Annotated in this window: 24 protein-coding genes; all 24 read left to right on the top strand. The window is 42.9% G+C overall.

Annotation, left to right across the window (positions count from 1 at the left end; genetic code table 11):
* Nucleotides 1-3 precede the first annotated feature (3 nt).
* Nucleotides 4-411 (top strand): 50S ribosomal protein L22, encoded by a 408-nt coding sequence (gene rplV, locus ABNE31_RS16690; protein ID WP_127140086.1) that lies wholly within the window; start codon nucleotides 4-6, stop codon nucleotides 409-411.
* Nucleotides 412-420: 9 nt separating this feature from the next.
* Nucleotides 421-1,131, top strand: a complete 711-nt coding sequence (rpsC, locus tag ABNE31_RS16685) for a 30S ribosomal protein S3 (RefSeq protein WP_127140085.1) — start codon at nucleotides 421-423, stop codon at nucleotides 1,129-1,131.
* A 20-nt stretch (nucleotides 1,132-1,151) separates the two neighbouring features.
* A complete protein-coding gene (rplP, locus tag ABNE31_RS16680) occupies nucleotides 1,152-1,571 on the top strand; it encodes a 50S ribosomal protein L16 (RefSeq protein WP_127140084.1) in 420 nt (139 codons plus the stop codon).
* Nucleotides 1,572-1,590: 19 nt separating this feature from the next.
* Complete coding sequence (gene rpmC, locus ABNE31_RS16675; RefSeq protein ID WP_014032004.1) at nucleotides 1,591-1,782, top strand: 50S ribosomal protein L29; 192 nt, start codon at nucleotides 1,591-1,593, stop codon at nucleotides 1,780-1,782.
* 13 nt (nucleotides 1,783-1,795) lie between these two features.
* Nucleotides 1,796-2,053 (top strand): 30S ribosomal protein S17, encoded by a 258-nt coding sequence (rpsQ, locus tag ABNE31_RS16670; RefSeq protein ID WP_100816200.1) that lies wholly within the window; start codon nucleotides 1,796-1,798, stop codon nucleotides 2,051-2,053.
* Nucleotides 2,054-2,055: 2 nt separating this feature from the next.
* Nucleotides 2,056-2,424: a 50S ribosomal protein L14 gene (rplN, locus tag ABNE31_RS16665; RefSeq protein WP_127140083.1), complete on the top strand. Its 369-nt coding sequence runs from the start codon at nucleotides 2,056-2,058 to the stop codon at nucleotides 2,422-2,424.
* A 16-nt stretch (nucleotides 2,425-2,440) separates the two neighbouring features.
* On the top strand, nucleotides 2,441-2,752 hold the full coding sequence (rplX, locus tag ABNE31_RS16660) for a 50S ribosomal protein L24 (RefSeq protein WP_218847515.1): 312 nt from the start codon (nucleotides 2,441-2,443) through the stop codon (nucleotides 2,750-2,752).
* A gap of 2 nt (nucleotides 2,753-2,754) precedes the next feature.
* Nucleotides 2,755-3,306: a 50S ribosomal protein L5 gene (gene rplE / locus ABNE31_RS16655; protein WP_179384477.1), complete on the top strand. Its 552-nt coding sequence runs from the start codon at nucleotides 2,755-2,757 to the stop codon at nucleotides 3,304-3,306.
* A gap of 1 nt (nucleotide 3,307) precedes the next feature.
* Complete coding sequence (gene rpsN, locus ABNE31_RS16650) at nucleotides 3,308-3,577, top strand: 30S ribosomal protein S14 (RefSeq protein ID WP_036379829.1); 270 nt, start codon at nucleotides 3,308-3,310, stop codon at nucleotides 3,575-3,577.
* An 18-nt stretch (nucleotides 3,578-3,595) separates the two neighbouring features.
* Nucleotides 3,596-3,994 carry a 30S ribosomal protein S8 gene (gene rpsH, locus ABNE31_RS16645; protein WP_127140080.1) on the top strand — a complete coding sequence of 133 codons (399 nt, stop codon included), beginning with the start codon at nucleotides 3,596-3,598 and terminating at the stop codon, nucleotides 3,992-3,994.
* 19 nt (nucleotides 3,995-4,013) lie between these two features.
* A complete protein-coding gene (gene rplF / locus ABNE31_RS16640) occupies nucleotides 4,014-4,556 on the top strand; it encodes a 50S ribosomal protein L6 (protein WP_127140079.1) in 543 nt (180 codons plus the stop codon).
* Between the two features lie 11 nt (nucleotides 4,557-4,567).
* The gene (gene rplR, locus ABNE31_RS16635) at nucleotides 4,568-4,921 is read left to right on the top strand and encodes a 50S ribosomal protein L18 (protein WP_179384475.1); all 354 of its coding nucleotides are present in this window, start codon (nucleotides 4,568-4,570) and stop codon (nucleotides 4,919-4,921) included.
* Between the two features lie 6 nt (nucleotides 4,922-4,927).
* A complete protein-coding gene (rpsE, locus tag ABNE31_RS16630) occupies nucleotides 4,928-5,452 on the top strand; it encodes a 30S ribosomal protein S5 (protein ID WP_127140077.1) in 525 nt (174 codons plus the stop codon).
* A gap of 12 nt (nucleotides 5,453-5,464) precedes the next feature.
* Nucleotides 5,465-5,644, top strand: coding sequence for a 50S ribosomal protein L30 (gene rpmD / locus ABNE31_RS16625; protein WP_179384474.1), 180 nt, complete (start codon nucleotides 5,465-5,467; stop codon nucleotides 5,642-5,644).
* A 13-nt stretch (nucleotides 5,645-5,657) separates the two neighbouring features.
* Entirely contained in the window at nucleotides 5,658-6,110 is a 453-nt protein-coding gene (gene rplO / locus ABNE31_RS16620) for a 50S ribosomal protein L15 (protein ID WP_127140075.1), read from the top strand.
* A gap of 11 nt (nucleotides 6,111-6,121) precedes the next feature.
* Nucleotides 6,122-7,465 (top strand): preprotein translocase subunit SecY, encoded by a 1,344-nt coding sequence (gene secY, locus ABNE31_RS16615; protein WP_349351894.1) that lies wholly within the window; start codon nucleotides 6,122-6,124, stop codon nucleotides 7,463-7,465.
* Nucleotides 7,466-7,468: 3 nt separating this feature from the next.
* Entirely contained in the window at nucleotides 7,469-7,684 is a 216-nt protein-coding gene (gene infA / locus ABNE31_RS16610; protein ID WP_014031991.1) for a translation initiation factor IF-1, read from the top strand.
* Between the two features lie 4 nt (nucleotides 7,685-7,688).
* Entirely contained in the window at nucleotides 7,689-7,805 is a 117-nt protein-coding gene (gene ykgO / locus ABNE31_RS16605; RefSeq protein ID WP_010519235.1) for a type B 50S ribosomal protein L36, read from the top strand.
* Nucleotides 7,806-7,807: 2 nt separating this feature from the next.
* The gene (rpsM, locus tag ABNE31_RS16600) at nucleotides 7,808-8,182 is read left to right on the top strand and encodes a 30S ribosomal protein S13 (protein WP_127140073.1); all 375 of its coding nucleotides are present in this window, start codon (nucleotides 7,808-7,810) and stop codon (nucleotides 8,180-8,182) included.
* A gap of 101 nt (nucleotides 8,183-8,283) precedes the next feature.
* Entirely contained in the window at nucleotides 8,284-8,676 is a 393-nt protein-coding gene (gene rpsK, locus ABNE31_RS16595; RefSeq protein WP_179384471.1) for a 30S ribosomal protein S11, read from the top strand.
* A gap of 108 nt (nucleotides 8,677-8,784) precedes the next feature.
* Nucleotides 8,785-9,390, top strand: coding sequence for a 30S ribosomal protein S4 (gene rpsD / locus ABNE31_RS16590; protein ID WP_179384470.1), 606 nt, complete (start codon nucleotides 8,785-8,787; stop codon nucleotides 9,388-9,390).
* A gap of 21 nt (nucleotides 9,391-9,411) precedes the next feature.
* The gene (locus ABNE31_RS16585; protein ID WP_179384469.1) at nucleotides 9,412-10,404 is read left to right on the top strand and encodes a DNA-directed RNA polymerase subunit alpha; all 993 of its coding nucleotides are present in this window, start codon (nucleotides 9,412-9,414) and stop codon (nucleotides 10,402-10,404) included.
* A gap of 59 nt (nucleotides 10,405-10,463) precedes the next feature.
* On the top strand, nucleotides 10,464-10,967 hold the full coding sequence (gene rplQ / locus ABNE31_RS16580; protein ID WP_127138705.1) for a 50S ribosomal protein L17: 504 nt from the start codon (nucleotides 10,464-10,466) through the stop codon (nucleotides 10,965-10,967).
* A 97-nt stretch (nucleotides 10,968-11,064) separates the two neighbouring features.
* Complete coding sequence (gene carA, locus ABNE31_RS16575; protein ID WP_179384467.1) at nucleotides 11,065-12,177, top strand: glutamine-hydrolyzing carbamoyl-phosphate synthase small subunit; 1,113 nt, start codon at nucleotides 11,065-11,067, stop codon at nucleotides 12,175-12,177.
* Nucleotides 12,178-12,189: the final 12 nt, after the last annotated feature.

Here is a 12,189-nt window from a genome sequence, read left to right as displayed (position 1 = left end):
GCTATGGGAGTTCGTAAAAGAGAAATGGCCGAAAGGTTAAAAGAAGAGAAAAAGCAACTTGCTATTGCAAAGCTTAACAATTGCCCAACCTCTCCAAGAAAGATGCGTTTGGTCGCTGACTTGGTAAGAGGTAAGCAGGTTGAGTTGGCTTTGGCTACCCTAAGATTTAACCCAAAGGAAGCTTCTAGAAAATTGGAAAAACTTTTGCTTTCTGCAATTGCCAATTGGGAAGCCAAAAATGAGGGTGCTGATATCGAAGCTGCCGATCTTTACATCAAGGAAATCCGTGTTGATGGAGGAACTATGTTGAAAAGACTAAGACCAGCTCCACAAGGTAGGGCACATAGAATCAGAAAGCGTTCCAATCATGTTACTATGATTTTGGAGGCCAATAACAACGTTCAAAGCTAGAAGAATAATATGGGACAGAAGACCAATCCAATAGGAAATCGCTTAGGAATTATCAGAGGATGGGAATCCAACTGGTACGGAGGAAATGATTATGGCGATAAACTGGCTGAAGACGATAAGATCAGAAAGTACCTTTATGCACGTTTGGCCAAAGCCAGTGTATCTAGGGTGATTATAGAAAGAACCTTGAAATTGATTACCATTACCATTACCACCGCAAGGCCAGGTATCATTATTGGTAAGGGAGGACAAGAGGTTGATAAGCTTAAGGAAGAGCTTAAGAAAATCACCAACAAAGAGGTCCAAATCAATATTCACGAGATCAAGAGACCTGAGCTTGATGCCAATTTGGTTGCTGCGAGTGTAGCAAGACAGATTGAGAGCAGGATTTCATACAGAAGAGCCATTAAAATGGCCATTGCAGCAGCAATGCGTATGAATGCCGAAGGTATCAAGATTCAGATTTCCGGACGTTTGAACGGTGCTGAAATGGCACGTTCCGAATCTTACAAAGAAGGAAGGATTCCATTGTCCACTTTCCGTGCCGATGTAGATTATGCATTGCACGAGGCTCACACTACCTACGGAAGATTGGGTGTTAAGGTGTGGATCATGAAAGGAGAGGTTTACGGAAAAAGAGAACTTTCCCCATTGGTAGGATTGAGCAAGAGTCAAGGAAAAGGCGGCAAGGAGAACAAGAAACCTCGTCGTAGAAAGTAATTAAGATAAAGTAAGGTAAGATGTTACAGCCAAAAAGAACAAAATTTCGTAAGGCCCAGAAAGGGCGTATGAAGGGAATTTCCCAAAGAGGCCACCAACTTTCCAATGGAATGTTCGGTATCAAGTCCTTGGATTCTCACTTCATTACTTCCCGTCAAATCGAGGCTGCACGTATCGCTGCGACAAGATACATGAAGAGACAAGGTCAGTTGTGGATCAAAATATTCCCGGACAAGCCTATCACCAAAAAGCCTCTTGAGGTACGTATGGGTAAAGGTAAAGGAGCTCCGGAATATTGGGTGGCCGTGGTTAAACCTGGTCGTATCATGTTCGAAATTGCCGGTGTGCCCATGGACGTTGCACAAGAAGCCTTGAGGCTTGCAGCGCAAAAGTTACCGGTAAAGACCAAGTTTGTCGTAGCAAGGGATTATTCCGCCTAATTTTTAATTGAGAAGAAAGATGAGACAATCAGAAATAAAAGAACTTTCAATTGAAGAGCTAAAGGAGCGATTGGCAGAGTTCAAAAAACAACATGCCGATCTTAAAATGGCGCACGCTGTTACACCTTTGGAAAATCCTTTACAGATCAGAAAGACTAGAAGGACGGTAGCAAGACTTGCAACTGAATTAACTAAAAGGGAATTACAATAATCGGTTCTGCCTTATGGAAAACAGAAATTTAAGAAAAGAAAGAATAGGCGTTGTTACCAGCAACAAAATGGAGAAATCGATAGTGGTTTCTGAGGTAAAACGAATGAAGCACCCTATGTACGGGAAGTTCGTTTTGAAGACCAAAAAATATGTTGCGCACGACGAAAAGAACGATTGCAACGAAGGTGATACCGTCAAAATAATGGAAACACGACCATTGAGCAAAACAAAATGCTGGAGGTTGGTAGAAATCCTAGAAAGAGCTAAATAATTATGGTACAGCAAGAATCAAGATTAAGGGTTGCGGACAATACCGGTGCAAAAGAAGTTTTGACCATCCGCGTACTAGGAGGAACTAAAAGAAGATACGCTTCCGTAGGTGACAAAATTGTTGTTACCGTAAAAGAGGCTACTCCAAACGGTACTGTAAAAAAAGGTTCAGTTTCTACGGCGGTTGTTGTAAGGACCAAGAAAGAAGTAAGAAGACCTGATGGTTCTTACATCCGTTTCGACGATAACGCATGCGTGTTGTTGAACCCAACCGGGGAGATGAGAGGAACCCGTGTGTTTGGCCCTGTTGCGAGAGAGTTGAGGGACAGACAATTCATGAAGATTGTTTCATTGGCGCCTGAAGTGCTATAACAGAAATATCAGAAAGATGAAGTTGAAAATAAAAACAGGGGATACGGTAAGAGTCATTGCGGGAGACCACAAAGGCAGCGAAGGTAAAGTACTTCGTGTAGACCGTGAAAAGAACAAAGCTATCGTGGAAGGCGTCAACGAGGTGTCCAAACACGAAAAGCCAAGTGCGAACAATCCTCAAGGAGGCATAACAAAAAAGGAAGCTCCGATGCACATTTCCAATCTTTCCTTGATCGACCCAAAATCTGGTGAGGCAACTCGCGTAGGGTACGAAGTAAGGGACGGAAAGAAAGTGCGTGTTTCCAAAAAATCCAATGAAGTAATTTAGTCATGAGTTACATTCCAAGATTAAAGCAAGAATATAAAGAGCGTGTGATCAAGGCGCTGACCGAAGAATTTGGTTACAAGAACGTAATGCAGGTTCCTAAGTTGCAAAAGATTGTGGTAAGCCGAGGTGTCGGTGCTGCTGTGTCCGATAAAAAACTTATCGACCATGCCGTTGACGAGTTGACCAACATAACAGGTCAGAAAGCGGTAGCTACCCTTTCCAAAAAAGACGTCGCCACGTTCAAATTGAGAAAAGGAATGCCAATTGGTGCAAAAGTGACCCTTAGGGGAGAACGTATGTACGAGTTTTTGGATAGATTGATCACAACTGCCCTTCCAAGGGTACGTGATTTCTCCGGAGTGAAAGCCACTGGTTTTGATGGTAGAGGTAACTACAATTTGGGTGTTACCGAACAAATCATCTTCCCTGAGATCAATATCGACAGAATCAACAGGATCAACGGAATGGACATTACGTTCGTTACCACAGCTGAGACTGATAAAGAAGCAAAATCATTGTTAACCGAACTGGGAATACCCTTTAAAAAGAACTAGTATGGCCAAGGAATCAATGAAAGCCCGCGAAAGAAAAAGGGCTAAAATGGTAGAAAAATACGCCGAGAAAAGAAAGGCGCTAAAGGAAGCGGGAGATTATGAGGCTTTGCAAAAGTTGCCAAAGAATGCTTCTCCTGTGCGCATGAGGAACCGTTGCAAATTGACCGGTAGACCTCGTGGATACATGAGAACTTTTGGTATATCCAGGGTAATGTTCAGGGAAATGGCCAACAAAGGCTTGATTCCCGGTGTTAAGAAGGCAAGTTGGTAATTTAGATAAAGAAAAGAAATGCTTACAGATCCAATTTCAGATTATTTGACCAGATTGAGAAATGCCAATAAGGCAGGTCATAGGGTTGTAAATATCCCAGGTTCCAATCTTAAGAGACAGATTACCAAAATATTGTTCGATCAAGGCTATATTTTGAGCTACAAGTTCGAGGAAAACGAAGTACAGGGCAATATCAAAATCGCCTTGAAGTACGATAAATTTACCAAGGAGCCTATCATTAAAAAATTGCAGCGGGTAAGTAAGCCCGGTCTGCGAAAGTATTCAAGCTCTAACGATTTGCCTAGGGTATTGAACGGATTGGGCATCGCCATCGTTTCCACTTCCCACGGAGTTATGACGAGCAAGCAGGCCCAGCAAGAGAACGTAGGTGGCGAGGTATTGTGCTACGTATATTAATTGAGAAAAGAGAAGAAAAATGTCTAGAATAGGTAACAGTCCAGTTAAAATTCCTGAGGGAGTCACTGTAGAAGTGAAGGATTCCTTGGTTACTGTAAAAGGTAAATTGGGAGAGCTTACACAAGAGTTTTCAGGAATTGACGTAAAAGTCGAGGACGGAAGTGTTGTTTTGGAAAGACCTTCCGATGATAACAATCACAAAGCAAAGCATGGGTTATACCGCGCTCTTATCAATAATATGGTAGAAGGTGTGACCAATGGTTGGACCAAGGAATTGGAATTGGTTGGAGTTGGTTACAGAGCCAGCAACCAAGGACAGAAATTGGATTTGGCCCTAGGATTTTCTCATAACATCGTTTTGGACATCGCTCCAGAAGTGAAAATTGAGACCATCTCCGAAAAAGGGAAAAACCCTATCGTAAAACTAACGTCTCATGACAAACAATTGGTGGGCCAAGTTGCTGCCAAAATCAGATCCTTCCGTAAGCCAGAGCCTTACAAAGGAAAAGGTGTGAAGTTTGTTGGTGAGCAATTAAGAAGAAAAGCAGGTAAATCAGCTTAATAATTAAGACTATGGGATTATCTAAGACTGAAAGGAAATTACGCATCCGAAGAAGAATACGCAAAGTATCCTTCGGAACTGAAGCAAGACCAAGGTTGTCTGTTTTCAGGAGCAATAAAGAAATATACGCCCAGTTGATTGACGACAATAAAGGTGTAACTTTGGCGGCGGCTTCGTCCAGGGACAAAGATGTCGATTCCAAAGGGACCAAGTCCGAAATCGCGACAAACGTGGGCAAGGCCATAGCCGAAAAGGCCCTTAAGCTTGGTGTTGACGCCGTTGCTTTTGATAGGGGAGGAAACCTATATCACGGAAGAGTAAAATCATTGGCTGAAGGAGCTAGGGAAGCCGGACTAAAATTTTAAGAAACTATGTACCAGAATTACAAGAACGTAGAGATAGTTAAGCCAGGTGGACTGGAGTTGAAAGACCGTTTGGTTGGAGTGCAAAGGGTTACCAAGGTAACAAAAGGAGGTAGAGCCTTTGGTTTTTCAGCAATAGTTGTGGTAGGTGACGAGAACGGAGTAGTTGGACATGGTCTGGGTAAATCCAAAGAAGTTGCTACGGCTATCGCCAAAGCCATCGAGGATGCCAAAAAGAACTTGGTTCGCATTCCATTGAACAAGGCTACCCTGCCTCACGAGCAAAAAGGAAAGTTCGGTGGTGCACGGGTATACATTAAGCCTGCATCCCATGGTACCGGGGTTATCGCCGGTGGTGCCGTAAGGGCCGTATTGGAAGCCGTGGGTGTTCAGGATGTATTGTCCAAGTCCCAAGGTTCTTCTAACCCGCACAATGTGGTAAAAGCTACTTTTGACGCCTTGTTGCAATTGAGAAGTGCCGATACTGTGGCAAAACAAAGAGGAGTTTCTTTGGAAAAAGTCTTTAAAGGATAAATAGAGGATATTATGTCAAAGATAAAAGTAAAGCAAGTAAAGAGCGGTATCAAAAAACCACAGGACCAAAAAAGGACCTTGGAAGCTCTTGGATTGAAAAAAATCGGACAGGTAGTTGAGCACGAAGCGACTCCCAGTATCCTTGGAATGGTAAATAAGGTAAAACACTTGGTTTCCACAGAGGAAGCTTAAAATATAAAGGCACATGGATTTGAATAATCTTAAACCAGCGGATGGCGCTGTGCACAAAGAAGGAAAACGTGTAGGACGAGGAGAAGGTTCCGGTAAAGGAGGAACTGCTACCCGTGGGCACAAAGGAGCCAAGTCTAGATCTGGATATTCCAAAAAGATTGGTTTCGAAGGTGGTCAGATGCCATTGCAAAGACGTGTACCCAAATTCGGTTTCAATAACAGGAACAGAAAAGAGTACACAGGAGTCAATTTGGGCAAACTACAGGAATTGGTGGACAAAGGAGCCGTGAAAAACGAGGTTACCTTGCAAACACTAATGGACAACGGTTTGGCCCACAAAAACGATTTGGTAAAGATATTGGGCGATGGCGAATTGAAAGCCTCCCTAAAAGTATCCGTACATAAATTTACCGCTTCCGCCAAAGCTGCCATCGAGTCAGCAGGAGGTGAGGCGATAAGTTTATAAGACATTGCAGCATGAAGAAATTTATTGAGACCATATCAAATATCTGGAAGATTGATGAACTGAGACAACGTATCATCGTAACCTTGGGGCTGTTGTTGGTATACCGATTCGGTGCCCAAGTAGTCCTTCCCGGTATTGATACCGCCCAGTTGGCGGAATTATCCTCGAACACTGAAAATGGTATCTTGGGTATTCTGAATGCTTTTACAGGGGGAGCCTTTGCAAATGCTTCGGTATTCGCTTTGGGTATTATGCCCTACATCTCCGCCTCCATTGTGGTGCAGTTGATGGGAATTGCGATTCCTTATCTTCAAAAACTCCAAAAGGAAGGGGAAAGTGGAAGAAAAACCATCAATCAGATTACCCGTTGGTTGACCATCGGTATCTGTATTGTTCAAGCGCCCGCTTATTTGTACGGTCTTGGTGCCCTAGGTGTGCCTGACAGTGCATTTGTTTTGGGCAAAGGTTTGGATTTTATCGTTCCAGCAGTTATCATATTGGTAACAGGATGTGTGTTTGCCATGTGGTTGGGTGAAAAAATCACCGATAAGGGAATCGGTAACGGTATCTCCCTTTTGATTATGGTGGGTATCATCGCAACATTGCCACAGGCATTTACTCAGGAATTTGTTTCTAGAACGACCAATAATACAGGTGGAATCATGTTCATGTTGATCGAGGTCATCATTTGGTTCTTGGTCATCTTGGCCAGTGTGTATTTGACAATGGCGGTGAGACAGATTCCAGTGCAGTACGCTAGAAGAACAGCCTCTGGCGGATACGAAAAGAACGTAATGGGAGCACGACAGTACATTCCGCTAAAACTGAATGCATCTGGAGTAATGCCCATCATCTTTGCACAAGCGATTATGTTTGCACCAAGTTTAATAGGTAGAACATTTAATGATACCGCTGCCGGACAGTGGATGGAAGTACAGTTTGCTGATATCTTTGGACTGGCGTACAATATCCTTTTCGCGGTATTGATCATCATATTCACCTACTTCTACACAGCGATTACCGTGCCTACCAATAAAATGGCCGATGATTTGAAAAGAAGTGGAGGATTTATTCCAGGTATCCGCCCAGGAAAGGAAACTGGCAACTACTTGGATAAAATCATGTCGCTCATCACCTTGCCCGGTTCCATCTTTTTGGCGCTGTTGGCCGTATTGCCGGCTGTTGTGGTAAAACTGATGGACGTACAGGCCGGATGGGCATTGTTTTATGGAGGTACATCACTGTTGATTATGGTCGGTGTAGCTATAGATACAGTACAGCAAGTTAATTCGTATTTGTTGAACAGGCATTATGACGGATTGATGAAAACCGGAAAGAACAGAAAAGTAGCATAATTTATGGCAAAGCAGCCAGCAATAGAACAAGACGGGACTATTATTGAAGCATTGTCCAATGCAATGTTCAGGGTAGAATTGGAAAACGGACACGTGGTAACAGCACACATCTCCGGAAAAATGAGAATGCACTACATAAAGTTGCTTCCAGGAGACAAAGTGAAGTTGGAAATGAGTCCATACGATTTAACAAAAGCAAGAATTACGTATAGATACTAGTTACATGAAAGTAAGAGCATCAATAAAGAAGAGAAGTGCCGACTGCAAGATTGTTCGCAGAAAGGGCAGATTGTATGTAATCAACAAAAAGAATCCTAGATTTAAACAAAGACAAGGGTAATTATGGCAAGAATTGCAGGGGTAGATATACCTAAACAAAAGCGTGGCGTTATTGCGCTGACCTACATCTTCGGAATAGGAAAAAGCAGGGCGCAAGAAATTTTGGCAGCAGCCCAAGTAAGCGAAGATACCAAGGTTTCTGACTGGACCGATGATGAAATCGGAAAGATCAGGGAAGCCGTTGGAGCTTACACGATTGAAGGGGAGCTTCGCTCAGAAACCTCAATGAACATCAAGCGATTGATGGATATCGGTTGTTACCGTGGAATTCGCCACAGATCTGGATTGCCGTTAAGAGGTCAGCGTACCAAGAATAACTCTAGGACCAGAAAAGGAAAAAGAAAAACAGTTGCCAACAAGAAAAAAGCAACTAAATAATAAGAACATAGTCATTAGTATTTAGACGTTAGAAGAATCTGTTTGAAATGTAAAAGTCTAGGATTCCAATAACTAAGAGCTAACACTAGAAACTAAAAAATATGGCAAAAGCAAGTAAAACTACAACCAAGAAGCGCAAAGTAGTAGTAGATGCTACCGGAGAGGCGCATGTAGTTGCATCTTTCAACAACATCATTATCTCCCTTACCAATAAGAAGGGTGATGTAATTTCATGGTCTTCCGCTGGAAAAATGGGATTCCGAGGCTCTAAAAAGAACACTCCCTACGCTGCCCAGGTAGCTGCAGAGGATTGTGCCAAAGTTGCTCACGAAGCAGGACTGAGAAAAGTAAAGGTGTACGTTAAAGGACCAGGTAACGGTAGGGAATCCGCAATCCGTTCCATCCACAACTCAGGAATCGAGGTAACAGAGATCATCGATGTGACCCCACTTCCACACAACGGTTGTAGACCACCAAAACGAAGAAGAGTTTAATTATCACAAATAGTTTTAATGGCCCCAAAAGGGTCTTCACCCGAAGGTGCAGTTAGATTATCGAAGGATAAGCCTTAATTCATAATCGCACTTTCAAATTAACAGAAGATGGCAAGATACACAGGACCAAAAACAAAAATCGCTAGAAAATTTGGAGAAGCGATTTTCGGAGACGACAAGTCATTCGAAAAGAAAAATTACCCTCCAGGACAACACGGTAACAACAGACGCCGTGGTAAAAAATCGGAATACGCTATCCAGTTGATGGAGAAGCAAAAAGCAAAATACACCTATGGTATTTTGGAAAAGCAATTCCGTAACCTTTTCGCAGAAGCAAAGAGAAAAGAAGGTGTAACCGGTGAGGTTTTGCTTCAATTGTGCGAATCCCGTTTGGACAACGTAGTATTTAGAATGGGAATTTCCCCATCCCGAAGAGGAGCGCGCCAATTGGTATCGCATCGTCACATTACCGTAAACGGAGAGGTAGTTAACATTCCTTCCTACTCCCTTAGGGCCGGCGATGTTGTTGGCGTTAGGGAAAAATCAAAATCCGTACAAGCCATTGTAGATTCTTTAGCTAACAACAGCAGTGTTTACGAATGGATTACATGGAACTCTGAAAAGAAAGAAGGTACTTTTGTTGCCGTTCCAGAAAGACTTCAGATCCCTGAGAATATCAAGGAGCAGCTGATCGTCGAATTATACTCTAAATAAGAATTCAACATTAATCCAATTATGGCATTACTTAATTTTCAGAAGCCCGATAAAGTTATAATGATCGATTCAACAGATTTCGAAGGGAAATTTGAATTCCGCCCTTTGGAGCCTGGTTATGGATTAACAGTTGGGAATGCGCTGAGAAGGGTTTTGCTTTCCTCCTTGGAAGGTTTTGCCATCACTTCTGTGCGCATAGATGGAGTTGAACATGAATTTTCAGTGATATCTGGCGTTGTAGAAGACGTAACAGAAATCATTTTGAACCTTAAACAAGTAAGGTTTAAAAGACAAATTGATGATGTTGAAAGCGAGACTGTATCAATTTCCGTTAGCGGAAAAGAACAAATGACCGCTGGTGATTTCCAGAAGTTCATTTCGGGATACCAAGTGTTGAACCCAGATTTGGTAATCTGCAACATGGACCCCAAGGTGAACATCAACATGGAAATCGTTATCGAAAAAGGTCGTGGCTATGTTCCAGCGGAAGAAAACAAGAAATCCAATGCACCTTTGGGCAGCATTGCTGTAGATTCTGTTTACACTCCCGTTAAGAACGTAAAGTACAGCATCGAAAACTACAGGGTGGAGCAAAAGACCGACTACGAAAAATTGGTCTTCGAAATCATCACCGATGGTTCCATTCATCCAAAGGATGCCTTGACAGAGGCCGCCAAAGTTTTGATTCACCACTTTATGTTGTTCTCCGATGAGCGTATCACCCTTGAGGCTGATGAAATCGCTCAAACAGAGACCTACGATGAGGAATCCTTGCACATGCGTCAGTTGTTGAAGACCAAATTGGTGGATATGGACTTGTCCGTAAGGGCACTGAACTGTTTGAAAGCCGCCGAAGTGGATACTTTGGGAGATTTGGTTTCCTTCAACAAAAACGATTTGATGAAGTTCAGGAACTTCGGTAAAAAATCATTGACCGAGTTGGAAGAATTGGTCATCAACAAAGGCCTACAATTTGGTATGGACCTTTCCAAATACAAATTAGATAAAGATTAATAATCATATTTTGCTCTCCTGCACAACAGGATTTGGTAGCAAGATGATAACTTAGAAAGATGAGACACGGAAAGAAGTTTAATCACTTAGGAAGAACAGCTGCCCACAGAAAGGCAATGTTGGCCAATATGGGATGTTCCCTAATTGAGCATAAAAGAATCAACACCACGGTTGCAAAGGCCAAGGCGTTAAAACAGTTCATAGAGCCCTTGATCACCAAGGCAAAGACCGAGAACAACCAGACTACCGAGAAGGGTACGCACAACAGAAGGGTTGTTTTTAGTAACTTGCGAAGCAAAGAGGCCGTAACGGAATTGTTCAGCACTGTTGCCGAAAAAGTCGGGGACAGACCGGGAGGTTACACAAGAATCATTAAATTGGGTAACCGTTTGGGAGATAACGCTGATATGGCGATGATCGAGTTGGTAGATTTCAACGAGCTTTACAACGCAGGTAAGCCCAAGAAAAAATCCACCAGAAGAAGCAGAAGAGGCGGAGGAGCCAAAAAAGCGGAAGCTCCGGCACCAGCGGCTGAAACCAAAACTGACGATTCTGAAGAATAAGAAGAATGTTATTAACTATTGTATTTTAGGAAAAAGGATAAGTGAGAACTTATCCTTTTTTTATGTTTTTTTGCCATAACAGAAACTAGAGCACGACATGAAGTATCACACAAAGAAAAAAGCGTTGATTTTGTTGGCGGATGGAACCATTTTTTATGGGAAAGCCGTAGGAGGAAGAGAAGGAACCGCAGTCGGGGAGGTATGTTTCAATACCGGAATGACAGGTTACCAAGAGATTTTTACTGACCCATCCTATTATGGACAGTTGATGGTGACCACCAATGCGCATATCGGTAATTATGGCGCCCATTTGGATGAAGTGGAATCCGATTCCGTCAAGATTGCCGGCCTTATCTGTAAAAATTTCAGCTATGAATACTCAAGGCCCAGCGCCGATATGAGCCTGCTCGAATTTTTGGACAAAAACAACCTATTGGCCATCTCCGATGTGGATACCCGTGCTTTGGTAAGCTACATCAGGGACAATGGGGCCATGAACGCTTTGATCTCCACCAGAGTGGATGAGATCGATGCTTTGAAGGAAGAGTTGAAGCAGGTGCCCAGTATGGAAGGTTTGGAGCTCTCATCCAAAGTATCCACCAAAGAGCCCTATTTCTATGGTGACGAAAACGCAGATATCAAGATATCCGCCTTGGATATCGGAATCAAAAAGAATATTCTGAGAAATCTGGCCAAACGCGGAGCCTATATTAAAGTGTTCCCATACAATACTTCCTATAGTGAAATGAAGGAGTTTGACCCAGATGGTTATTTTATATCCAACGGACCTGGTGACCCAGAACCGTTAACCGATGCAGTGGCTGCGACCAAGGAAATGATAGCGTCGGACAAACCGTTGTTCGGAATTTGTTTGGGACATCAAGTTTTGGCCTTGGCTAATGGAGTTTCCACCTACAAAATGCACAACGGGCATAGGGGAATCAATCACCCCATCCTCAATTTGATTACGGGAAAAGGAGAAATCACCTCCCAAAACCATGGATTTGCCGTAAATAGGGAAGAGACCGAGGCACATGCCGAATTGGAAATCACCCACACCCATTTGAACGATCAAACAGTGGCGGGAATCAAAATGAAGAACAAGGATGTGTTTTCAGTGCAATATCACCCAGAAGCAAGTCCGGGTCCACACGATGCAGACTATTTGTTCGACCAGTTCTTTGATTTGATCAAGGCTAGAAAAAACTAAGAGTTTGTTCAG

Source organism: Flagellimonas sp. MMG031, assembly GCF_040112705.1.
GTDB lineage: Bacteria > Bacteroidota > Bacteroidia > Flavobacteriales > Flavobacteriaceae > Flagellimonas.
The sequence above is the reverse complement of the archived record's forward strand: the minus strand, read 5'-3'. Positions and strand labels throughout refer to the sequence as shown.